This window comes from Parahoeflea alexandrii (assembly GCF_024105735.1).
In the GTDB taxonomy this organism is placed as follows: domain Bacteria; phylum Pseudomonadota; class Alphaproteobacteria; order Rhizobiales; family Rhizobiaceae; genus Hoeflea; species Hoeflea alexandrii.
The window spans coordinates 116,488-138,516 of the sequence record NZ_JAAAML010000004.1 but is presented as its reverse complement, the minus strand read 5'-3'; the positions used below and the strand labels follow the sequence as shown (position 1 = coordinate 138,516).

Below are 22,029 nucleotides of genomic sequence, written 5' to 3'. Positions count from 1 at the left end.
GGTCGTCTTGAAATGACCGGGCGGCAGCTTGGCCGCCCGGTCATGAGGCTTACTTGTAGATACGCTGGCGGGCTTTTTCGAGCCGTTCAAGGATCTTGTCGAGGTTTTCAGGCCTGACCATGAACTCCTGGAAGCCTTCCATGCCGACCTTTGCCATCTCCGCCGGCGCGTCGCGGTCGAAGAACTGGGCAATCCCGCCATCGGCCGTCGAGAGCATTTCAAAACCCGCCTGCAGGAACGGATCATCACCGACCTTGGACTGGTTGTTGATCGGCAGCTGACCGAGGGCTTCGTTCAGCTTGGTCTGGACATCCGCAGTAGCGATGAAGGCAAGAAACTTCTTGGCGTCATCGACATTCTTGGCTCCGGCCGGAATATGGATCGTGTCGGTCGGAGCTTCCTCACCCCTGGGCAGGCCCGGCGTGATTTCCGGGAACTGCATGAAACCCAGCGTGTCGTTGGTCATGCCGCCATCCTTGAACACGGCCACGGCGAAGTTGCCCATGACATAGTTCGCGGCTTTGCCCTGGATCAGCAGCGATGCGGCATCCTGCCAGTCAAGCGCTGCGTGGTTGGCGGTTACGTAGCCGGGTTCGACCAGCTTGGCCCACTCGGCAAAGGTATTCTTCACCCGGTCATCGGTCCAGGCCACCTTGCCGGCGGTCAGTTCCATGTGGAAGTCATAGCCGTTGGTGCGCAGATTCATGTAGTCGAAGATGCCGGCTCCGGGCCACAGCGCCTTGGTGCCGGTGGTCACGCAGTCGATGCCGGCTTCCTTGAACTTGGCGCAATTGTCGATGAACTCGGCCCAGGTTTTCGGCACTTCGACACCGGCCTGCTTGTAGGCGTCCTTGTTGTAGTAGATGCCCCACTGGTAATAGGTGTAGGGCACGCCCCACTGCTTGCCGTCGATGGTCATCGAGCCCTTGGCCGAAGCCAGGCTTTCGCCGAGATTGTTGTCGGTCCATACGTCGGTGATGTCCATGAACTGGCCGGCATTGACGAAGGGCGCCATGCGGTTGCCGGCATACCAGTTGGCAAGGTCCGGAGAATCCGCCGACAGGAAGTTGCGGATCGCCGTCTTGTATCCTTCGTGGTCGAAATTCTGCAGCACGACGTCGATGTCAGGATTGGCGGCTTCGAATTCGGCGATCGCGGCCTCGAAGGCGGCCAGCGGCGCCGGATCGAAATCGGCGTAATATTTCAGTGTGCGTTGCTCGGCCACAGCCTGCGTTGCCATCAGGGCAAATGCAGCCGTGCCGAGGAGCGCGGATTTGCGTGAAAGCTTCATTGCGTGATCCTCCCGGTTGTTGACGAACCTGCCGTTCCCTCGGTGTATCCCGTCAAGGCGGGATCTCTACACCTGCCGGGCGGGCAATCCTCCAAGACCACCCCGGCAGCATCAATTGATGTTCCATTATTTGGAACTCAATTTGACTATTTAGAATTATCGATCTATGGTGTAGAAGTTGTCAAGCTGGAAAAGCGCGGCATTCGCTCGTTGACCGGCAAGATGAAATGCAAGTGTTTGGTTTTGGGAGAGCCAACCGTTTGAACAAACGACCGTTTTGCGGCGCACCGTGTGACCGGGCCGCAGGGTGGAGAGGGGAGGGGTTTTGGACAATCCGGGAGACGAGGCTGTTGAGGCCCCGCCGCAAGTTGATGAGACCGCGAGCGGACGCAAGCACGCCGACACGGGCACCCTCGGCAAGGCCATAGCCGTGCTCGATATTGTCGCTTCTGCTGATCAGCCAATGCGGTTTACCGATATTCTGGCGGTCTCCAACCAACCGCGCGGCACCCTGCATCGTCAACTCTCCAATCTGGTGGAGGAAGGCCTGCTTTCGCTCGGTCGCGATCATTCCTATTCCGTCGGCATCCGCCTGCTCAAGTTTGCCGCCAGGGCTTGGGCCGGCAACCAGTTCCGCGCCATTGCCGAGCCGCATCTTCGCAACCTCCACGATCTCACCGGCGAAACCGTGCATCTGGGTGTGCTTCGGGGCAACGAGGTGATCTATCTGGACAAGGTCGAAAGCCGCCAGGCGGTGCGGATGTATTCGCAGATCGGCAACGCTTCGCCGGTCTATTGCACCGGTGTCGGAAAGGCCGGTTTGTCGGCTTTGCCCGATCCGGAGCTAAAGGCAGTCGTGGCGAGCATCAAGTTCCACCGCTTCACCGACAGCACGCTCGCCACGCCCGAGGAACTGATCCGAGAAATCGGGGAAATCCGCGCCAGCGGCAACGCCTATGACCGGGAAGAGCACGAACCCGGCATCCGCTGTGTCGCCGCGCCAATCTATTCGGAAGATCGAGGTTTCGTCGGCGGGCTGTCGGTGACCGGTCCGGCCTACCGGATTTCTCCGGAGCTGCTTGAAAGCTGGGCGGTGCTGGTGCGCAACGCGGCAGGCGCGATCATGGAAGATATGGGCGCACGGCTGGGTCCGCGCACCTGAATGTGGAGGCGGTGACCGCAGGATCACCGGGAACCGGCCAAGCCGGGATTGGAAGAGGGAATGTCATGGCAGGTCTTGAACTGCATCAAGTGAAGAAGTCCTTTGGCAGCGTTGACGTCATACACGGTGTTGATCTGACCGTCGATGATGGAGAATTCACCGTGTTTGTCGGCCCCTCCGGCTGCGGCAAGTCCACCTTGCTCAGGCTGGTCGCCGGGCTGGAAGCAACCACCGGCGGCAGTCTGTCCATCGGCGGCAAGGACGTTACCAATGTCGAGCCGGCAGACCGCGGTGTCGCCATGGTTTTCCAGTCCTATGCGCTCTACCCGCACATGACGGTCGAGGAAAACATGGGCTTCGGCCTGAAGATGACAGGTCATCCGGCGAGTGAAATCAAAGAACGGGTCAGCCGCGCCGCGTCCATCCTGCATCTTGAACCGCTGCTGCAGCGCAAGCCGAAAGCCCTGTCGGGTGGCCAGCGCCAGCGCGTCGCCATCGGCCGCGCCATCGTCCGGCAACCCGAAGTCTTCCTCTTCGATGAGCCCTTGTCCAATCTCGATGCCGAACTCCGGGTGCAGATGCGGCTCGAAATTGCCAAGCTGCACAAGGAGCTCGGCGCCACCATGATCTATGTGACGCACGACCAGGTCGAGGCCATGACGCTGGCCGACAAGATTGTCGTGCTGCGTGCCGGCGTCATCGAGCAGGTCGGCTCGCCGCTCGCGCTTTACGATGATCCCGACAATGCCTTCGTTGCCGGCTTCATCGGCTCGCCGCGGATGAATTTTCTTCCCGCTTCGGTCGTTGCCTCCGATGGCGAAACGCTGACGGTACGGCTTGATGATCTTGATGGCATCGAGGTGCCGATGGCAATTCGCGGCACACATCCCAAGCCGGGAACGCAATTGCAGCTCGGCATTCGCCCGGAACATTTTGATGCCGCCGGCAGCGTTCAGGTCTCGATGCCGATTGATGTCATCGAGCACCTGGGTGGGTCGTCCTTTGCCTATTCACGGTCCGAAATGGAACTGCCGCTCACCATCGAAATTCGTGAAAACCGGAATGTCCGGGAAGGCGAAGTCCTTGAGACCGGCTTCAATCCGGAACGAGCCTTCCTGTTTGATGCCGGAACGGGCGCGCGCTTGCGCTGATTTTTCCCCCGGCGGCGAACGACAAAGGCCCGGACGCGCCAGGCGTCCGGGCCTTTTTCGTTCGCCGCGACCGGTTCAGCGCTCAGGCGGTCGGCAGGCGGTAATCCTTGAGCGTCTCGCGCAAGGCCGTTTTCTGGATCTTGCCGGTTGCCGTGTGCGGGATTTCGTCAATGAACATCACGTCGTCCGGCATCCACCATTTGGCGATCTTACCTTCCAGGAATTCGAGAATGGATTGCTTGCTTGGCGAGCGTCCTTCCTTGACAACAACAACCAGCAGCGGCCGTTCGTCCCATTTCGGGTGGGCGACACCGATCACCGCGGCCTCGGCAACATCTGCATGTCCCACCGCGAGGTTCTCGATGTCGATCGAGGATATCCATTCGCCGCCGGACTTGATGACGTCCTTGGCGCGATCTGTGATCTGCATGTAGCCGTAGGGATCGACATGGGCGACGTCGCCGGTGTCGAACCAGCCCTCCGTGTCGAACTGCTCGGCCCCGCGGCCCTTGTAATAAGAGGACGAGACCGCCGGTCCGCGAACCTTGAGCCTGCCGAAGGTCTTGCCGTCCCACGGCAGCTCGTTGTTCTCGTCATCGGTGATCTTCATTTCCACGGTGAACGGCGGGTGGCCCTGCTTGGCCTGAAGGTCGAGCTTTTCGTCACCGGCAAGATGGCTGTATTCCGGCTTGATGGAACACAGGGTCCCCAGTGGGCTCATCTCGGTCATGCCCCAGGCATGAATGACCTCGACGCCGTAATCGTCCTGGAAGGCCTTGGTGATGGCGCGCGGGCAGGCCGACCCGCCGATCACCACCCGCGATAGCTCCGGAAGGTTGCCGCCTTGTTTTTCCATGTGCTGCAGCAGCATCAGCCAGACCGTGGGCACGGCGGCCGTGATCGTCACTTTTTCCTGTGTGAGGATCTCGTAGATCGAGGCCCCGTCCATGCCCGCGCCAGGCATGATCATCGAGCAGCCGCACATGGGGCCCGAGAAGGCCGTCGACCAGCCATTGGCGTGAAACAGCGGAACAACCGGCATCAGCCGGTCGCGAGATGCGAGGTTGAGCATGTCCGGCTGGAGCGCTGCCATCGCATGCAGGACGTTGGAGCGATGCGAATACACCACGCCCTTCGGATCACCGGTGGTCCCCGACGTGTAGCACATCCCGGCCGCGGTCCGTTCGTCGAACTCCGCCCAGGTGAAATCGCCGTCGGCTTCCGCGAGGTAGCTTTCGTAAGACACCGCGTTCTTGAGCGATGTTTCGGGCATATGCGCATCGTCGGTCAGGATCACCACGCGTTCCAGGCTCGGAACCTTTGGCGCGATCATCTCGACCAGCTTGACGAATGTCAGGTCGACGAAGAGCATCTTGTCTTCGGCATCATTCATGATCCAGGCGATCTGGTCGGGAAACAGGCGCGGATTGAGCGTATGGTAGACCGCTCCGATCCCGAGGATCCCGTACCAGGTTTCCAGATGCCGCCAGGTGTTCCAGGCCATGGTCGCGATCCGGTCGCCGACACCGCAACCATCACGTTTCAGGCGCTGCGCCAGCTTCAGCGAGCGGGCGCGGATTTCGGCGTAGTTCGTGCGGTGAAATGGCCCTTCGATCGAGCGGGATACGACTTCTCTCTGGCCGTGATAAATTGCCGCATGATCGATGACCTTGTGGCACAGAAGCGGCCATTCCTGCATCATTCCAAGCATATGATCCCCTTTGGATTTTCTCCTCGTCCAGCCACAAACACTAGCGCCATCAGGGGAGTTCAGACAACCTCAAATTATTGCCAATTAGGCGTTTTGCATATGAATGAATTTAGTATAGTCTTAAATAAAGTTTGGCAGATGCGGGTCTATCAAAGCCGAATTGCTTGTCGGGTTCTTTCTCAATGAAAGGTTGTTTTAACAAGCGCATGAATTGGGGGGCTACAGTGATAATCGACGGCTTTGCAGGCGAGCATAATTCCGCGAAGAGCCATCCTCTTTCCTTGTCAAAGGTCTGTATGCTGGGACTGTGCCACGTATGACCGTTGATGGTCACAAGAAAATGGGTGATTTTAGCCTGAGTGATCAGGTGGTGAACTGCGAGACACAGTTCGACGTCCTCAGGCTTCTGCGCGAAGTCACCAAGGGGTTTGGCTACCAGTATTTTTTTGTGGCCGGCAGTCCTTCGGCAGAGGTCAAAACCTTCGCTGAAGCAATTGTCATCACCTCAGCACCGTCCGAAATGGTGCAGAAACAGGATGCCAGCCAGCCGCCGCCAAGCAATCCGCTGACTGGCGTTCTTCGCCAGTTCAGTGCACCTTTCGAGTTCAGGCTCGATCAACCGGACCAGACTGTCCCGGCTAACTTCAAGGATTTTGCCGAACGCGTGGCGGCCAGCTACGGTCTTGAGTGCTCATTTGTCGTTCCTGTCTATCATCCGGATCATGGCCCGGCCGCGCTTCTGTTCATCGGCAAGCGGGCGCCCCTGAGCTTTGTGGAAGCCGCAGAACTGTCGCACTATGGCCAGCTGCTGCACGAGAAACTGCGTCACGTTTCGGCAAGGCCGCCGAAACCCGATTCTCCACTGACCGAGCGCGAGCGGGAGTGTCTCGTCTGGACCTCGGTCGGCAAGACCTCGATCGAAATCGCGCAGATTCTCAACCTCTCGGAACACACGGTCAACCACTACCTCAACAATGCGGCCCGCAAGTTCAATGCCGTCAACAGGACCCAGGCCGTAGCTCACGGCCTGCGCTTTGGCTTCATAGACTGATTGCCTGGCGTCAGGTTTTTGCCAGACTGCGCCGGCGCTACTGTGCCACCGGGTACCAGTAGCGCGCATTGGCCTCCCCGCGGATGATCCTTACATGCTGATTGGCGAAGACCCGGTAGGGATGGCTCCACTCGCCGTCCGGCCATTGCACCCGGATGGTTGCGCGTTCGGAGACGCCCAGGCCCAGATGGACGAAACCGGTTTGCCCCGAAGCATGCCCGCCGCCGATCTGGATCCTGCGGGTCTGGGTGCGCGTCCCGGTGCGCACCGAGATCAGCGATCCGACGGCGGACGGATTGATCTTGCCGTTGTCGAGTTCGATCTTGATCCAGTTGCCGAGCGCCCGCTGCCCCCAGTCCGTTGCCACGCCCAGGTTACGGAAAAGACTTGCCGGATGCTCCCGGTTGACCACAAGCAGATCCAGCATGCCGTCCATGTTGAAATCTTCGACGATCGCACCACGGCCTCGGGTGTTCAGGGCGATACCGGCCTCCATACCTTTTTCGTGGAACGTGTCGTCAAACCCGCCCAGCAAGAGATTGTCCGGGTCGAAACTGGCGAAATCGGGCATCGCCTGCACATTGCCCTTGGCAATGAAGAGATCGGTCTTGGTGTCATTGTTGAAATCGGCAAACTCGCTGTGCCAGCCGGTTGAGGGTTTCGAATCCCCGCCGGCATAGGGCCGGTGGGCGGTGGCACCCTTTTCGAACGCGATGTCGCGATATGTCGGCCGATCCTCGCCGGCTTCCTCGTCAAGCTTCTGCAACTTTGTGTCGCCCATCGAGGTCAGCGCATATTCGGGCAGACCATCGGCATCAAAATCCGTTTCGGCGATTCCCATGCCCCATACGGTCAGCCTCTGCCAGCCCTGCGAGGCGGTGTAGAGCCGCGGTGGTCGGCCCTGGTTCATTTCCCAAAGCTGTTCCTGTCCACCGCGGTAATATTGCCGGTCATTGGTGATCCTCAGATCGGGCTCGCCCGAGCGGTTCCAGTCTGTAAACAGCAGCGATAGCGCACAGTGACCGGGCTCTAGCCTCAGGGCATCCGAGTAGTCGGGCACGTCGCCTGGGTGTGGTCGAAGCAGCTGGTTGGGTTCGCAGGTCCCGAACGGGGTTCCCGGTGCCGAGCGATCCACATAATTGCCGATCGCGATGGTCGGAAAACGGTTGCCCTTTTCCCATATTGCCGACATGCCGGTCGACCACGCCCGGCCCCCGTCGATCGAGAAGCTCCTGTTGGCTTTCTCGAAACTGCAATCGGGGCCGCCCTTGAGCACCAGGTTGCGCCCGAGCCGCAGCAGCACCAGGTCCGTATGCCGGTCATTGTCGATATCGAGCGGATAGGCTCCCAGCACACCGGTGAGATCCTCCGCCTTCAATCCTGTTTGCATCGGTTTGAACGCCAGCGCGCCGCCGGTCATACTTTCGTTGACGAAGAACTTCGCTGGTGCGGACCCGCCGGCAATCAGCAGATCGGGAAGGCGGTCCCCGTTGCAATCGAAACTCGCCGCACCCCCGCCGACAAAAAACTCCCATCCGCCGGTGTAGCTTTGATCGATGCCCGCGCTTGCCGCCTCCTCATGAAGGGTCGGCACGTCGGCGGTAAAGGCTGTCTGGGCGCTCGCGGATTGGCCAAGGGCCGCGAGCCACACCGCGCTGATGGCGAGCAGGGGAGAGATGGTCGTCATGGGACAATCACCAGGGTCTTGAGAAAGGCGATCAAGGCTGATTTCTCCGATTCCGATGCCGCGGCATAGGCATCGCGGGCCTCCCGGCCATTGCCGCCATGGGCGAGGATGATCTCGTCAAGCGTGGTGAAATCATTGCGGTGTCCGTAAGGCTGTGTGGAGCCCACGCCCCACAGCTCCGCCGTCATGAAGATGTTGCGGTCGACGAAACGCTGTGAAAGCAGTTCATTGCCTAACACATCGATCTGGTTGTCGGTCATCATGTGCCGCTTCAGATCGCCAAACAGCGGCACCAGCACCCGGTCGTCCTCATCGCGGGGAAGGCTTTTGGCCCAGTCCAGCAGCGCAATGTCGTAGATCGCACTGGCGCTGACCTGGCCGTCATTGAGCGTGCCGGCCTGATCGAAGGGCCCCGGATCGGTAAAGGAGAGTGTCTCCAGCGGCAGGGCAGGGCGGTGGCAGGATGTGCATCCGAAATCGGAAAAGCTTGTTTCTCCCTGCGCCGCGGCTTCGGCCCAGCCGCTGGCTGCGGGGATCAACTGAACCGGCGCCGGCAATGTCGCTTGCCAGGCCACGAGAGCGGAGACATCGGCGGAGGAAATCTCCGCCGATTTGCCGTCGCCATCAAAGTCATCCGACCCCGTCCAGCGAGGGCCGAAACGTTCGTCTGCCTGCATGCCGTGATGGTGGTTGAGCGCGTTGATGGTGAACTGCCTCAGCGATGTCATTACCCCCTTCTGCGTGAAAGGGCGGATGACAAGGTCGGTGTCGATGCCATCGAGTTCGTCGAGATTGACCGACCCGTCCGGATCCGCCGATACATGTCCAAAATCGACACCCTTGGCTTCCAGCGGCAACCGGACCGTCGTGCCGCTGGACCGTGCTTCCGAAAGCGCCCGGGTCCGGATCGACTGCAGCTCATCGCTCATTTCGCGGGCCAGCAGCTCCACCAGCCCCGCGCCGAAGAGATGGTTGGTGCCCCGCTCACTGGAAAACTGCGGGTCGAGCGAATCGAAATCCGCGCTTTCAAAACCTTCAGAGGCAAACACGTTGGCAACAAAGTCGCCGGAGCCGCCGATGGCAGGCTGGTTGTGGCAGGCGGCACAGGATCCCGCGTCGGGGCCTGCGGTTCTAAAAAACACCTGCTCGCGCGGATGCCTGCGTCGTGTCGGATCGATCGCCTGTGTCGCCTCAGGCCGGCCGACACCGTCAAGCGTGGTGAAATGCGCTTCGAACAGGTCCTTGCCGGTATTTGTCAGAACCTCGAGCTGGTCCTTTGAAAGCGGGCCGCTCGGCATCGTCTCCGTGGCGCCGAGAGCCCGTGTTCGCTCCGCCCATGGCTCGTCGGCGGCCACCGCCGCTGCAGCCAGTCCCACTTGCAGGACCGCGACGGCTGCGATCCGGCAGCTCCAGCGCGTTCTTTGAGCCCGGTGATTCATGCTGTTCCTCCCTGAGCAAGGATCTTGGGTGCGATCACGTCACGGTCGATCGCCGACATGGTATGATTGAGGTGGCCTTCGAAGACGAGGCGTTCTTCATCTGGCGAGGCCGACATTTCGGGCGGGCCTTCGATCTGAACACCGAGCGAGGCGGAAAGGCCTTCGTCGATTCCGGGCCGCATGAGGTCAAAGAACCGGACGCCCGGGCCGGTGAAGACGATCGGCATCTTGCCGTGAAGACTGATCAGCCGTGCCAGCCCGTTGCCGATGGCCGTGCCGGCGTCGCGAAAGGCGGTCTTGGCCATGCGGTCGCCGCCGCGCGCAAGCACCGCGATCCTCTCGATTTCGACAAAGGGTACGAAATGCGCCGGCAAGGTGTTTGGCGGAACCCTGAAGGCTGCGCGCAGGATGGCGTAGGAGCCGGCATAGGCCTCGATGCAGCCTTGCGAACCGCAGCGGCAAAGTGCGCCGCCATGGCTGTGTATCATGTGTCCGAAGCCCGGAGCCCGGGCCCGCGGAGATTCATAGCCGTCGGCATGCACCACTCCAAGACCGATCGAATGGCCGAGCGACAGGGCAGCCAGCCGTGGGATAGGCTTGCCCGCCTTGCGGCTGAGCGAGGTGTGCAGCGCGCTGGCCACCAGCAGGCTCTCGTGGCTGAGCGTGATCGTGGCTTGCCAGTCGGGCTCGAGCGTCTTGTGCATGTCGATCTGCTGGCTGCCCAGGACCGAAGACCACAGCAGCGTCCTGTTGTCGTCGGCGACGAGACCCTTCGACGAGATCGAGATGGCTTTCAATGCATGATTCGGGATCCGGGATTTCTCCGCGAGCCGTCCGAGAGCAGCCCGGATGTCGGCGGCAAATGCATCCACCTTCTGCCCGGCATTGTCGCGCTTTTCCTCGATGCGGTAGATCAGGGTGCCTGAATAGTCGACCATCGAATACTGCAGCACATCGGACGATATCCGGACAAAGGCGGCATAGGCCGCCGAGCGGCGCTGCTTGAAAAGGATTCGCGGCCGGCCGCGTCCACCGGCAGGAGCCGCCACCGTGCGCTCGATGACGTTCTCGTTCTCCAGTTCCTGCGTGATGGCGGTCACCGTTGCCGAGGCGAGCCCGGTCTCGATGGCAAGCTCGGTATGCGACTGTCCGTTCTTGCGTCGCAACGCCGCAAGGATGCGGGCGCGGTTTTGCTGGCGGATGAGCTCGGTGCTCGACTTCGTCAGCATTTTCGCTGCCGCCAATTCATTGCTGCAAATCCACTTCCGTTCCTCACTGCATGAGGGACAGGCTCTCCCGGCCGTTCCTCCCACGCCTCCCTTGTCATTCCGGCTCTTGACCCATGATACCGGCCGCCGGTTTGCCTGTCTTCAGCTTCGCCAGGGTTTTCCCCTTGCAGGCGATGCCGTTGCAGGCAGTGCGGTCTCGATCGGGCGGGTCCGGCGCTTGTCTTGCCCGTGTTGACAGCCTGAGTGAAGCCTGACATTAATTTTCTCGACTGTCGAGAAAAAGCTCGCCACCGAGCTGCGGGTCGTGCAGTTGAACAGTGACCGGACTGGAACACTCCATCCGATGTGAATTTTTTGGGAGGACTACATGAAATCGATTATCCATCTTCTGGCCGGATCGGCCCTTGCTCTGACCATGTCCACAGCCGCTTTCGCGAAGGACATGGTGATTGGCGTATCCTGGTCGAACTTCCAGGAAGAGCGCTGGAAAACTGACGAGGCAGCAATGAAGGCCGCGATCGAAGCGGCTGGCGACACCTATGTCTCCACCGACGCGCAATCGTCTGCCGCAAAGCAGCTTTCGGATATTGAAAGCCTGATGGCCCAGGGCGTCGATGCGCTCATCGTTCTGGCGCAGGACACCCAGGCGATCATTCCCGCCGTCCAGGCGGCCGCCGACGAAAATGTGCCGGTCATCGCCTACGACCGTCTCATCGAGGACAGCCGTGCCTTCTATCTGACCTTCGACAATGTCGAGGTTGGCCGCATGCAGGCCCGTGCGGTGCTCGCCGCTGCGCCGAAGGGTAACTACGTGATGATCAAGGGTTCGCCCACCGATCCGAACGCAGACTTCCTTCGTGGCGGCCAGCAGGAGGTCCTGCAGTCGGCCATCGATGCCGGCGATATCACCATCGTGGGCGAGGCCTACACCGACGGTTGGCTTCCGGCCAACGCGCAGCGCAACATGGAGCAGATCCTGACTGCCGAAGACAACAAGGTCGACGCTGTTGTGGCCTCCAACGACGGCACCGCCGGCGGTGCAGTGGCTGCGCTGACGGCGCAGGGCATGGAAGGCATTCCGGTCTCGGGCCAGGACGGTGACCATGCCGCCCTCAACCGCGTTGCCAAGGGCACGCAGACCGTCAGCGTCTGGAAGGATGCCCGTGCGCTCGGCAAGGCTGCCGGTGAAATCGCTGCCCAGTTGGCCAGCGGCACCGCCATGGCCGACATCGACGGCGCTTCCGAATGGACCTCGCCTTCCGGCACCACGATGACCGCGATGTTCCTCGCACCGGTTCCGATCACCAAGGACAACCTCGCCACGGTTGTCGACGCTGGCTGGATCAGCAAGGAAGATCTGTGCCAGGGCGTCTCCGGTGGTCCTGCTCCCTGCAACTAAGGGTTCGACCTCAGTCGCTTGAATTGTGAACAGTGTCCCCATCCTTCGGGGTGGGGGCGCATCTTTGCATCTATCCGGAAGACGGCCATGACCGATACGCCCCCTGCTGCGAGCGCGCCGCCGAAGCCGCGAAACTTCTTCTCCGCCCTGGAAATTGACACACGTCTGCTCGGCATGATCGGCGCTTTCGTGGTGATATGCCTTGTCTTCAATTTCCTCACCGAGGGGCGTTTCATGACCCCGCGGAACCTCTTCAATCTCACGATCCAGACCGCCTCTGTTGCCATCATGGCGACCGGCATGGTGTTCGTGATCGTCACACGCAACATCGATTTGTCAGTGGGGTCGCTGTTGGCGACCTGCTCGGCGATGATGGCGATGACCCAGACCTGGTTCGTTCCCGACTGGCTCGGTTTTGGTCTCAACAATCCCGCCACCATGCCAATCGCAGTTGTTGTTGGCATCCTGACAGGCCTGCTCATTGGCGCCTTCCAGGGCTGGCTGATCGGCTATCTGGCCATCCCGGCCTTTATCGTCACGCTCGGTGGTTTCCTCGTCTGGCGAAACGTTGCCTGGCACCTGACCAAAGGGCAGACCATCGGACCGCTGGATGAGAATTTTCAGTTGTTTGGCGGCATCAACGGAACGCTCGGGGAGACCTGGAGCTGGATTTTCGCCGTCGTTGCCATCATTGGCTCGCTCTACGCGCTTATCCAGTCCCGGCGTACCCGGGTGGCGCACGAGTTTCCGGTCAAGCCGGTGTGGGCGGAAGCGCTCATAGGCGCAATCATAGCGGCTACGATCATCGGCTTTGTCGCGATTCTCAATGCCTATGAAATCCCCACTGCACGCTTGCAGCGTATCTACGAGGCCCGAGGCGAGATCCTGCCCGAGGGCACGATCGCAGGGTATGGTATCCCGATATCTGTCCTGTTGTTGATCCTTATCGTCATCGTCATGACCATCGTTGCGCGGCGCACCCGGCTGGGACGCTACATCTTTGCCACCGGCGGCAATCCGGAAGCCGCGGCTCTGGCGGGTATCAACACCCGTCTGCTGACGGTCAAGGTCTTCGCCATCATGGGCATGCTGTGCGCCATCTCGGCCATTGTCGCCTCGTCGCGCCAGACCTTCCATTCCAACGACATCGGCACGCTCGACGAGTTGCGGGTGATCGCGGCAGCCGTGATCGGCGGTACCGCGCTGGCGGGCGGTATGGGCACGATATATGGCGCCGTGCTGGGTGCCCTGATCATGCAGAGCCTGCAATCGGGCATGGCAATGGTGGGTGTCGACGCGCCCTATCAGAACATGGTCGTGGGTTCCGTCCTTGTTCTCGCCGTCTTCATCGATATCCTCTACCGCCGACGCACGGGAGACAGGACATGACCGCACCACTTGTTGAAATGCGTGACATGGTGAAGTCGTTCGGCGGCATCAAGGCTGTCGATCACGTCACCATCGACCTCTACCCTGGTGAAGTGGTCGGCGTGCTCGGTCACAACGGTGCTGGCAAGTCGGTGCTGATGAAGATGCTGTCGGGCGCTCTGCAGCGCGACAGTGGCGAGATCTACATCAACGGCGAGAAGGCTACGATCAACAATCCGCGCGACGCGCGCAATTACCAGATCGAGACCATCTACCAGTATCTCGCGCTCGCCGACAATCTGGACGCGGCGTCAAACCTCTTCCTTGGACGTGAGCTGATGAGCCCGACCGGTTTTGTCAATGACGCCCAGATGGAAGCCGAGACCCGCAAGATCCTTGCCCGCCTCAACCCGAACTTCAGGCGCTTCCATACGCCTGTTGCCGGACTGTCCGGAGGCCAGAGGCAATCGGTGGCGATCGCCCGCGCGGTCTATTTCAATGCCAGGATCCTGATCATGGATGAGCCGACCGCGGCGTTGGGCGTTCAGGAAACCCAGATGGTGGCGGAACTGATCGAACAGCTGAAGTCGGAAGGCATCGGCATCTTTCTGATCGACCATGACATCCACCAGGTCAAGATGCTGTGTGACCGGGCCAATGTCATGAAGAACGGACAATTGGTCGGGACCGTGAAGGTCGACGAGGTCAGCGAGGATGACATGCTCGGCATGATCATCGCCGGCAAGTGTCCCGCCAACGCGATCCCCGGACCCGGGGCGCTGCAAACCGCCTGACAGACCGAACAAAACCGGGGCCCAAGGCCCCGGTTTTTTGTTGCGGCGCGATAATTTCTCCATTCGAGCTAGCCAAGTAAGGGCTGTAGCCTGAGAAAACACGATATATTACAAATAGTTCTGCAAGTTTATCGGATGATAAATTTTTTCGGATTTTCCTATTGCAATGCAGCATAAACTGTTCCATATATCAATCAACGCCACGCCGAACTCCTCCTCCTCCCAATTCGGCATGGCAGTAGTCGGGGCGACTAGGCCGGGATCCTCCTCCCAAGCACCGGTCCGAGCGTCACGACGAAGTACAAACGCCTGCCTGGCTCCGCCCGGCAGGCGTTTTGTTTTTCAGGCATCGGAGCAAGGCTGCAGGCAGATGGGCTCAGCCTCGTTCGGGGAAGAAAGATGCCCTGTGCTCCTGCGCCACCGTCGAGATAAAATCCGCCACCGTGCGCACCCGCGCCAGATCGCGGGCTGACTCATGGTAGACCATGAAGTAGGATCGCCCGATGCAATGGTCTGGCAGCACCCGGATCAGCTCGGGATCAAGCCCGGCGATATAGTCATGCAGCACGGCGATGCCCGCGCCCGAGCGCACGGCCTCGGTCTGCCCGGTAGCGCTCGATATCTCGAACTGGGCTGTCCAGTTGCGCAGGATTTCCCGAGTGAACTGTAGCGAAGGTGAAAAGATCAGATCCTCGACGTAACTTATCAGCCGGTGCTGCTTGAGATCGTCGGCAGTCTCAGGCGTGCCGTGTTCGGCCAGGTAGGACCGCGCGGCATAGAGCGACAGTGAGTAGTCGACCAGCTTGCGCGCAACCAGCCGTCCTTCCGCCGGACGTTCGACGGTGATCGCGATATCGGCTTCGCGCTGCGGCAGCGAAAAGCTGCGCGGCACCGGCACCAGTTGCAGTCTTAGGTCTGGGTGTCTTGCAATCAGTGCGCCCAACCGGGGCGCCAGGAATGAGACCCCGAAACCATCCGGCGCGCCGATCCGCACCGTGCCCGAGATGGCGCTGTCGGTGCGACCGAGATTGGCCTGCGCCGCCAGCATCTCGGCTTCCATGCGCTCGGCATGAACCAGAAACGCCTCGCCTTCGCCGGTCAGCCCGCAGCCATTGGTGCGGCGGACCACCAGCTGAGCCCCGAGGTTGGTCTCAAGCGAGGTGATCCGGCGCGCGGCGGTGGCGTGGTTAATCCCCAGCCGCCGGGCGGCGGCAAGGATCTGCCCGGAGCGGGCGACAGCAAGAAAAACCCTGATGTCGTCCCAGTTCACCGCCACTTATCCGAAGACAACGGTCTTGTGACCGTTGAGCATGACACGGGATTCAAGGTGCATCTTGACTGCCCGCGCCAGCACCCGGGCTTCGATGTCACGGCCTGCGGCGACGAAATCATCCGCGGTCATGGCATGCGTCACGCGCTCGGTTTCCTGCTCGATGATCGGACCTTCATCGAGGTCGGCGGTGACGTAGTGCGCCGTTGCACCGATCAGCTTGACGCCGCGTTCGTGCGCCTGGTGATAGGGCTTGGCCCCCTTGAAGCTCGGCAGAAAGGAGTGGTGAATGTTGATCACCTTGCCGAACAGCCGGCGCGACAGGGTGTCTGACAGCACCTGCATGTAGCGCGCCAGGATCACCAGATCGGCGCCGCTCTTGGTGGCGAGATCAAGCAGTTTTTCTTCCTGAGCGGTTTTGGTTTCCTTGGTCACCGGCCAGTAGTGGAATGGAATTCCCTCGATCTCCGCTGTTCGGCGGCTGTCCTCGTGATTGGAAACAATGCCGACCACTTCGGCATCGAGCCAGCCGACACGGATCTGATAGATGAGATGCAGCATCGCATGGTCGAATTTCGACACCATGATGATGATCTTCGGGCGCTTGGCGACCGTGTTGATATCGAGCCGCATCTCGAACCGCGCCACCGGCGCCTGCAGCGCCCGCTTGACCGCCTCGGCATCGACGCCATCCGGCGTTTCGATCGCAATCCGCATGAAAAACCGGTTGGTCTGGCGATCCCAGAACTGGCTTGATTCAGCAATGTTGGCGCCAATGGCCGCAAGTTCGGTGGTGATCGCCGCGACGATGCCTGGTTGGTCGGCACAGGCGATGGTGATGACAAAATGCGGATGCGCCATGGAAGTCTCCGGTTTCAAATGGCCCCGGTTTCCGGCCACCTTCCAGCGGCTTTGCAGCATCCTCCCGGGACGGTCAAGCCCGTCCCGGGATCGGGTGTCCGGCCGTTCAGCCGTGGGCGATCATTACATGCCGCACTGCAGTATAATCCTCAAGGGCATAAAGCGACATGTCCTTGCCATAGCCCGACTGCTTGATGCCGCCATGCGGCATCTCGTTGACCAGCATGAAATGGGTGTTGATCCAGGTGCAGCCATACTGCAGCCGCGCAGCACAGGTCATCGCCTTGGAAATATCCTTGGTCCAGACCGAGGAGGCGAGGCCATACTCGGAATCATTCGCCCAGGAGACTGCTTCCTCTGCCTCGGTAAAGCGGGTGACGGAGACCACCGGGCCGAACACTTCGCGCTGGACGATCTCGTCTGACTGAAGTGCGCCTGCAATCAGGGTCGGCTGATAATAGAAGCCGTTGCCGTCGCCGGGCTTGCCGCCCGTGGTGATTTCCATGTGCTTCATTTCCGAGGCGCGCTCGACGAAGCTCGCGACCCGGTCACGCTGGCGCTTCGAGATCAGCGGGCCGATCTCGTTTTCGGCGTCGTCGCCATGGTCATACTTGATGCTCGACACCGCGCTCGACAGGCTGGCGACGAGCTTGTCGTAGATTTTCGGACCCGCATAGATCCGGCAGGCGGCGGTGCAGTCCTGTCCGGCATTGTAGTAGCCGAACGCGCGGAGCCCATCGACAACCGCATCCAGATCGGCGTCGTCGAACACGATCACCGGCGCCTTGCCGCCCAGTTCCAGATGCGTGCGCTTGACCGACTTGGCGGCCGCCTGCAGCACCTTCTTGCCGGTGGCGACGTCACCGGTGATCGAGACCATGTTGATCTTGGGATGATTGATCAGCGCGTTGCCGACGCTCTCGCCACGGCCGAGTACGACGTTGACGACGCCTTCGGGCAGGATGTCGGCGAGGATCTTGGCAAACTTCAACGCCGTCAGCGGCGTCTGCTCGGAAGGCTTGAACACAACCGTGTTGCCGCCGCCGATCGCCGGTGCCAGCTTCCACGCCATCATCATCAGCGGATAGTTCCAGGGTGCGATCGAGGCGATGATGCCGACAGGATCGCGGCGGATCATCGAGGTATGACCTTCCATGTATTCACCCGCCGCCTGGCCCGGCATGCAGCGCACGGCGCCGGCGAAGAACCGGTAGCAATCGACGATGGCCGGGATTTCGTCGTTCTTGACGGCATTGATCGGCTTGCCGCAATTGAGCGCCTCAAGCGCTGCGAACCCGTCCGCTTCCGCTTCGATCCGGTCGGCTATCTGAAGCAGATAGGCCGAGCGTTGCGCAGGCGTGGTCCTCGACCATGTGGCAAATGCCTTCTCGGCGGCGTTGACCGCGGCCTCGATCTGGATCGAGGAGGCTTCGGGAAGGTTGAGAATGGTCTCTCCGGTGCGCGGATTGAAGATCTTCTCTTCCGCCTCCGTCCCGGCTTCGAAGCGGTTGCCGATCAGCATTTGGGTGTCCATGGTGTCTCTCCCGTGTGTTATTTGCCCTGTCCGGAAATCTGGTCTCCGTCCCGGGTCAGGTAATAGGCGGCAAGGATAGGCAGGAAGGTGACCAGAACGACCACCATCGCCACCACATTGGTAACGGGGCGTTGGCGCGGCCTGACCAGTTCCTCAAGCATCCAGATGGGCAGCGTGGCTTGCTGCCCGGCGGTAAAGGTGGTGACGATCACTTCGTCGAAGCTGAGCGCAAAGGCCAGCATGCCGCCAGCCAGCAGCGCCGTGCCGATATTGGGTAGGATGACATGGCGGAAAGTCTGGAACCCGTCGGCGCCGAGATCCATCGAGGCCTCGATCAGCGAGCCCGAAACCCGCCGGAACCGCGCCACAGCGTTGTTGTAGACCACGACCACGCAGAAAGTCGCGTGACCCAGTACGATGGTCCAGAATGAAAACGGGATCTCGGCGAGGTTGAAAGCGGACCTGAGCGAGATGCCGGTGATGATGCCGGGCAGGGCGATCGGCAGGATCACCAGCAGCGAGATCGCCTCGCGCCCGAAGAACTTTGTCTGCGAGATGGCGGCTGCACAGAGCGTTCCGAGCACCAGCGCCACCACGGTCGAAATCGAGGCGACGCGGACCGACAGGCTGAGCGCCTCCCAGACATCGGGCCGGTTCCAGGTCACCGCAAACCATTTGAGCGTAAGCCCGGGGGGCGGGAACTGGTAGCTCTTGTCCTCGGTGGTGAAGGCGTAAAGAAAGATCAGCAGGATCGGCAAATGCAGGAAGGCAAGGCCAATGCCTGCCGCGATCTTCAGTCCCATCGGGGTGCGGTTTTGCTTGTCAGAGCGCATTGAAGGCTCCCGCGCGTTTGGCGAGCCACAGATAGATCCCCATGATCACCACGGGCACCACGGTGAAGGCTGCGGCCAGCGGAATGTTGCCCGCCGTCCCCTGGTGCGCATAGACCGCCATGCCGATGAAACGGTGCGATGTGCCGATGATCTGCGGGATGATGTAATCGCCCAGCGTCAGCGAGAAGGTGAAGATCGAGCCGGCGATGATTCCCGGCAGCGCCAGCGGCAGCAGGACGTTGACGAAGGTCTGCCGCGGCGAGGCGCCAAGATCGGCGGAGGCTTCGAGCAGATTGCCGGGCACCCGCTCAAGCGCCGCCTGCACGGGCAGGATCATGAATGGCAGCCAGACATAGACGAAGACGAGGAAAGTGCCCGTCAGGCTGACCGACAGCGAGTTGCCGCCGACCACCGGCAGCGCCAGCCAGCCCTCGATCAGGAAGGTCAGGTGAAGCTTGTCGAAGATCCAGCTGAGGATGCCCTCCTTGGCCAGGATCAGCTTCCAGGCATAGACCTTGACCAGATAGCTCGACCACAGGGGCAGCATCACGCCGAGATAGAACACCGCCTTCCAGCGTCCTTTGGCATAGCGGGCGGCGAAATAGGCGATCGGAAAGGCGATGATGGCGGAGGCGATGGTCACCAGCCCTGCCATGGTGACGGTGCGGACAATGATGTCGAGATTGGAAGGGCGCAGCAGTTCGCCATAGGTCTTGAGTGTGAACTCGCGCACCACAAGACCGGAGAATTCATCGATCGAAAAGAAGCTCTGGATCAGGAGCGCGAACAGGCTGCCGAGATAGATGATGCCGAGCCACAAAAGCGGCGGCGTCAGCATGACGAACAGCAGCAGTTTCGGGTTGCGCCAGAAGGCATCCGACAGCGCCCCGCCGAGACCGCCGCGCCCGGGCAGCATGGCTGCGGACGGAGCGCTTGCAGCAGAACTCATGCCCCGGCTCCCATCAGGTGCAGGGCGTTCTTGTCCCAAGAGAAGCGGACGCTTTCACCCTGTGAAGGCACCGGCGCGCCCGAAGGCAGCAGCACGTTGATCTTCTCCCCCGAAACATCCAGCGTAACGCGGGTGGCACTGCCAAGGAAACTGGTTCCGGTAACGGTGGCGTCCTGTCCGCTTTCGTCTCCAAGCCGGATGTCTTCGGGCCTGAGGCTCGACCATTCCGCCACGCCCGCGAGCCGCTCGGTGAGCTGCGGCGAAAGCACGTTGGAGGATCCGACGAAATCGGCGACGAAACGGGTCCTGGGGCGGCGGTAGATCTCTTCGGGTGTACCGGTCTGCATGATCCGGCCTTCGTTGAACACGGCGATCCGGTCCGCCATCGACAGCGCTTCGCCCTGGTCGTGGGTGACGAAGACAAAGGTGATGCCGAGCGCCTTTTGCAGCACCTTCAATTCTTCCTGCATCTGTTCGCGCAGCTTGAGGTCAAGCGCGCCGAGCGGTTCGTCCAGCAAAAGCACTTTCGGTTTGTTGACCAGGGCCCGTGCCAACGCCACGCGCTGCCGCTGCCCGCCCGACAATTGCCCGGGCTTGCGCGCGCCGTAACCGGGCAGCTTGACCATTTCGAGGGCTGCTTCAGCCTCGCGGGTGCGTTCGGCCTTGCCGGCGCCGCGGATCATCAGCCCGTAGGCGACATTGTCGGCCACGTTGAGATGCGGAAACAGCGCATAGTCCTGGAACACGGTATTGACGTTGCGCCGGTAGGGCGGAACGCCTTCCGCGGTCTCGCCAAAGATCTCGATATGCCCGGAGGTTGGCTGCTCAAATCCGGCAATCAGCCGCAGACATGTTGTCTTGCCCGATCCCGACGGCCCGAGCATGGCGAAAAACTCGCCCGCTTCGATCTCCAGATCGACGGCGTCGACAGCGCGAACGGTTCCGAAGTGTCGGGAGACCTGTTGAAATGAGACAGCATACGGCATGGAAATTCCAAATCAGTCCTGATGTGCCCTGCAAGAGGGAACCGGTCCGGACGAGAGTACATCACGATGGTGTGGCGAGGCGCCGGTCTCCCTCTCCGGATCGGAGAGGGAGAGGTTTGCTCGGTTTACGGTCGCCGGATCAGCGGCCGCCGATAACGCCGATGTAATCGGAGACCCAGCGATAATAGGGAACGCATTCGCCCTGACTTTCGCACTTCGAAACCGGTGTGGTCCAGAAGTTGATCTTCTCGAAATCATCCAGTCCGTTGGCGGTGCAGCCTTCGGCGGTCTGCATGCCGCGACCGTCGGTGCAGGCTGCGGGAACGGCAGGGTTTGCGCCGAACCAGACCGAAAGATCGGACTGAAGATTGGAGGCCAGCGAATGCTCCATCCACATGTAGGAGCAGTTCGGGTTGGCGGAGTCCACATGCATCATCGTGGTGTCGGCCCAGCCGGTGGCGCCTTCCTGCGGGATGGTGGAGGCCACAGGCTGGTTGTCGGCTTTCAGGAGGTTGACCTGGAACGGCCAGGTGCCCGAAGCCACGACACCCTCATTCTTGAAGTCATCTATCTGGATGAAGGCGTCATGCCAGTAACGTCCGACAAGCGTGCGCTGCACCCGAAGCAGGTCGAGCGCTTCCTTGTACTGGGCATCGTTGAGCTCATAGGGGCTCTTGATGCCGAGTTCCGGCTTGTGGAACATCAGGTACTGCGCAGCGTCGGCGATGTGGATCGGGCCGTCATAGGCCTGAACCCGGCCCTTGTTGCTCTGGCCGTCCGGGAGATCCATTTCCTCAAACACGACGTTCCAGGAAGTCGGAGCTTCCTTGAAGACTTCGGTGTTGTACATCAGCACGTTCGGGCCCCACATGTAGGGTGTGCCGTAATGCACGCCGTCGACCGTGTGCCAGGGCGCGTCCTTGAGCCGGTCGTCGACCGTCGACCAGGACGGGATCAGATCGATGTTGATCGGCTGGACCCGCTTGCCTGCGATCAGGCGCAGCGAAGCGTCGCCCGATGCGGTGACGAGGTCGAAGCCGCCTTCGTTCATCAGCGCCACCATCTCGTCGGATGTGTTGGCGGTCTTGACATTGACCTTGCAGCCCGAGGCTTCCTCGAACTTGGTCACCCAGTCGAAAGCCTTGTCGGTTTCCCCGCGCTCGATGTAGCCTGCCCAGGCAACGATGTTGACCTGGCCTTCACCGGGTCCGACCTCGGTCATCATTTCAGCCGATGCCAATCCCGGCGCCATCACCGAAAGCGCCATCGCCATCGCCGTGCATGTATTCAAGATCTTTTTCATTGCTTGAGCTC

19 protein-coding genes are annotated in these 22,029 nt (G+C 60.9%); 7 read left to right on the top strand and 12 right to left on the bottom strand.

Translation table 11 applies throughout. The features are described from left to right. Nucleotides 1-49: 49 nt before the first annotated feature. The gene (locus GTW23_RS19960; RefSeq protein WP_252917148.1) at nucleotides 50-1,291 is read right to left on the bottom strand and encodes an ABC transporter substrate-binding protein; all 1,242 of its coding nucleotides are present in this window, start codon (nucleotides 1,289-1,291) and stop codon (nucleotides 50-52) included. 3 nt (nucleotides 1,292-1,294) lie between these two features. Here GTW23_RS19960 and GTW23_RS19955 point away from each other — a divergent pair, with 3 nt between their 5' ends. The 3 genes from GTW23_RS19955 (at nucleotide 1,295) to GTW23_RS19945 (ending at nucleotide 3,604) form a co-directional block, all read left to right on the top strand. Continuing rightward, nucleotides 1,295-1,555: a hypothetical protein gene (locus tag GTW23_RS19955; protein ID WP_152009846.1), complete on the top strand. Its 261-nt coding sequence runs from the start codon at nucleotides 1,295-1,297 to the stop codon at nucleotides 1,553-1,555. 160 nt (nucleotides 1,556-1,715) lie between these two features. After that, the gene (locus tag GTW23_RS19950) at nucleotides 1,716-2,453 is read left to right on the top strand and encodes an IclR family transcriptional regulator (RefSeq protein ID WP_252917482.1); all 738 of its coding nucleotides are present in this window, start codon (nucleotides 1,716-1,718) and stop codon (nucleotides 2,451-2,453) included. Nucleotides 2,454-2,518: 65 nt separating this feature from the next. Beyond that, nucleotides 2,519-3,604 (top strand): ABC transporter ATP-binding protein, encoded by a 1,086-nt coding sequence (locus tag GTW23_RS19945; RefSeq protein ID WP_152009845.1) that lies wholly within the window; start codon nucleotides 2,519-2,521, stop codon nucleotides 3,602-3,604. An 82-nt stretch (nucleotides 3,605-3,686) separates the two neighbouring features. Here the strand turns inward: GTW23_RS19945 and GTW23_RS19940 are convergent, their stop codons facing one another. Beyond that, entirely contained in the window at nucleotides 3,687-5,315 is a 1,629-nt protein-coding gene (locus tag GTW23_RS19940) for a long-chain-fatty-acid--CoA ligase (protein WP_252917147.1), read from the bottom strand. Nucleotides 5,316-5,655: 340 nt separating this feature from the next. On the opposite strand from GTW23_RS19940, the gene GTW23_RS19935 reads away from it, so the two are divergent. Further along, the gene (locus GTW23_RS19935) at nucleotides 5,656-6,366 is read left to right on the top strand and encodes a helix-turn-helix transcriptional regulator (protein WP_193217323.1); all 711 of its coding nucleotides are present in this window, start codon (nucleotides 5,656-5,658) and stop codon (nucleotides 6,364-6,366) included. Between the two features lie 37 nt (nucleotides 6,367-6,403). Here GTW23_RS19935 and GTW23_RS19930 read toward each other — a convergent pair whose 3' ends face one another. Genes GTW23_RS19930 through GTW23_RS19920 form a run of 3 tightly spaced genes read right to left on the bottom strand, consistent with a single transcriptional unit; the run spans nucleotide 6,404 to nucleotide 10,721 of the window. Further along, nucleotides 6,404-8,053: a CRTAC1 family protein gene (locus GTW23_RS19930; RefSeq protein WP_252917146.1), complete on the bottom strand. Its 1,650-nt coding sequence runs from the start codon at nucleotides 8,051-8,053 to the stop codon at nucleotides 6,404-6,406. Then, nucleotides 8,050-9,492 carry a di-heme oxidoredictase family protein gene (locus GTW23_RS19925; RefSeq protein WP_252917145.1) on the bottom strand — a complete coding sequence of 481 codons (1,443 nt, stop codon included), beginning with the start codon at nucleotides 9,490-9,492 and terminating at the stop codon, nucleotides 8,050-8,052. The genes GTW23_RS19930 and GTW23_RS19925 overlap by 4 nt, the downstream gene beginning before the upstream one ends. Further along, nucleotides 9,489-10,721: an ROK family transcriptional regulator gene (locus tag GTW23_RS19920; RefSeq protein ID WP_152009840.1), complete on the bottom strand. Its 1,233-nt coding sequence runs from the start codon at nucleotides 10,719-10,721 to the stop codon at nucleotides 9,489-9,491. Before GTW23_RS19920 ends, GTW23_RS19925 begins: the two co-directional genes overlap by 4 nt. A 367-nt stretch (nucleotides 10,722-11,088) precedes the next feature. Here GTW23_RS19920 and xylF point away from each other — a divergent pair, with 367 nt between their 5' ends. The 3 genes from xylF (at nucleotide 11,089) to GTW23_RS19905 (ending at nucleotide 14,282) form a co-directional block, all read left to right on the top strand. Next, on the top strand, nucleotides 11,089-12,120 hold the full coding sequence (gene xylF, locus GTW23_RS19915; protein ID WP_152009839.1) for a D-xylose ABC transporter substrate-binding protein: 1,032 nt from the start codon (nucleotides 11,089-11,091) through the stop codon (nucleotides 12,118-12,120). An 87-nt stretch (nucleotides 12,121-12,207) separates the two neighbouring features. After that, nucleotides 12,208-13,509, top strand: a complete 1,302-nt coding sequence (locus GTW23_RS19910; RefSeq protein ID WP_252917144.1) for a sugar ABC transporter permease — start codon at nucleotides 12,208-12,210, stop codon at nucleotides 13,507-13,509. Beyond that, complete coding sequence (locus tag GTW23_RS19905) at nucleotides 13,506-14,282, top strand: ATP-binding cassette domain-containing protein (RefSeq protein WP_210385788.1); 777 nt, start codon at nucleotides 13,506-13,508, stop codon at nucleotides 14,280-14,282. Before GTW23_RS19910 ends, GTW23_RS19905 begins: the two co-directional genes overlap by 4 nt. Before the next feature lie 376 nt (nucleotides 14,283-14,658). On the opposite strand, the gene GTW23_RS19900 is transcribed toward GTW23_RS19905, so the two are convergent. The 7 genes from GTW23_RS19900 to GTW23_RS19870 all read right to left on the bottom strand — a co-directional run bounded on the left by GTW23_RS19900 (nucleotide 14,659) and on the right by GTW23_RS19870 (nucleotide 22,018). Then, nucleotides 14,659-15,552: a LysR family transcriptional regulator gene (locus GTW23_RS19900; protein WP_252917143.1), complete on the bottom strand. Its 894-nt coding sequence runs from the start codon at nucleotides 15,550-15,552 to the stop codon at nucleotides 14,659-14,661. Nucleotides 15,553-15,558: 6 nt separating this feature from the next. Continuing rightward, a complete protein-coding gene (gene purU / locus GTW23_RS19895) occupies nucleotides 15,559-16,413 on the bottom strand; it encodes a formyltetrahydrofolate deformylase (RefSeq protein WP_152009836.1) in 855 nt (284 codons plus the stop codon). Between the two features lie 106 nt (nucleotides 16,414-16,519). Next, nucleotides 16,520-17,947, bottom strand: a complete 1,428-nt coding sequence (locus GTW23_RS19890) for a gamma-aminobutyraldehyde dehydrogenase (RefSeq protein WP_152009835.1) — start codon at nucleotides 17,945-17,947, stop codon at nucleotides 16,520-16,522. Between the two features lie 17 nt (nucleotides 17,948-17,964). Then, nucleotides 17,965-18,780: an ABC transporter permease gene (locus GTW23_RS19885; RefSeq protein WP_252917142.1), complete on the bottom strand. Its 816-nt coding sequence runs from the start codon at nucleotides 18,778-18,780 to the stop codon at nucleotides 17,965-17,967. Then, on the bottom strand, nucleotides 18,770-19,729 hold the full coding sequence (locus tag GTW23_RS19880) for an ABC transporter permease (protein WP_252917141.1): 960 nt from the start codon (nucleotides 19,727-19,729) through the stop codon (nucleotides 18,770-18,772). The genes GTW23_RS19885 and GTW23_RS19880 overlap by 11 nt, the downstream gene beginning before the upstream one ends. Then, complete coding sequence (locus GTW23_RS19875) at nucleotides 19,726-20,715, bottom strand: ABC transporter ATP-binding protein (protein ID WP_252917140.1); 990 nt, start codon at nucleotides 20,713-20,715, stop codon at nucleotides 19,726-19,728. The genes GTW23_RS19880 and GTW23_RS19875 overlap by 4 nt, the downstream gene beginning before the upstream one ends. 139 nt (nucleotides 20,716-20,854) lie before the next feature. Next, nucleotides 20,855-22,018 (bottom strand): ABC transporter substrate-binding protein, encoded by a 1,164-nt coding sequence (locus GTW23_RS19870; protein WP_252917138.1) that lies wholly within the window; start codon nucleotides 22,016-22,018, stop codon nucleotides 20,855-20,857. Nucleotides 22,019-22,029 lie beyond the last annotated feature (11 nt).